The organism is Streptomyces sp. DH12, from assembly GCF_020873895.1.
Lineage (GTDB): Bacteria > Actinomycetota > Actinomycetes > Streptomycetales > Streptomycetaceae > Streptomyces.
The window spans coordinates 1-698 of sequence record NZ_JAHWGT010000299.1 but is presented as its reverse complement, the minus strand read 5'-3'; the positions used below and the strand labels follow the sequence as shown (position 1 = coordinate 698).

Here is a 698-nt window from a genome sequence, read left to right as displayed (position 1 = left end):
GCCGGTCGGTCGGGCGCAGTCCTGCGAAGGCGCAGGCGTAGGTGACGGCGTTGTGCTGGTAGAGGTACGAGGCCAGCACCTCCGCGGAAGTGTCCTCGTCGGTCCCCCGCCAGGGTGCAGGTCCGAGCCCTCGATCGTTCCGGGACGGGCGATGCTGCCCTGGTTGCCGCTCTTGGGGTTGGCGTAGAGGCCGTAGCAGAGGGTTTCGGCGGACAGCCGTGCCAGCACGCCCGGCATCTGCGGTGCGTATCCCCAGGGCTGGGTGACCACGCAGCCGCCCGGCACGGACGTCACGCCGACGATGTGAAGACTCTCGTCCATGTCGTGGGCGTAGGGCTCCTCCAGTAACTCGTTCAGCACTCCGAGGAGTTCGCCGTCCACCACCGGCGTCGCCTGAAGGCGGCGGACCGCCTCGGCCACATCGATACCGGCCACGCAGGCCAGGCCCGTGCCGTCGTAGTAGAAATCGCCCAGTGCCATGGTGAGGCGATGGGCCTCCTGCGCCGCCGCTCGCTCGCTGTCGCTCAGGCACACCCCTTCCGGCACCGGGAACAGCTCGGGCGTCGGTCCGGCCAGGCTCAGCCGCCCGGGCGACCGGCCGCCCAGTGACGGCCGCCAGGGATCGGCCCCGGCAGCGGCGAGCCGCCCAGCCGTCACTCGCTGCCGCCACTACTCCCCCTGCTCCCCCTCGAACACGT

1 pseudogene is annotated in these 698 nt (G+C 71.2%); it reads right to left on the bottom strand.

From position 1 onward, the window contains the following. Positions 1–657: pseudogene (locus LPA54_RS34155) on the bottom strand (ankyrin repeat domain-containing protein); the annotation flags it as partial. Positions 658–698: the final 41 nt, after the last annotated feature.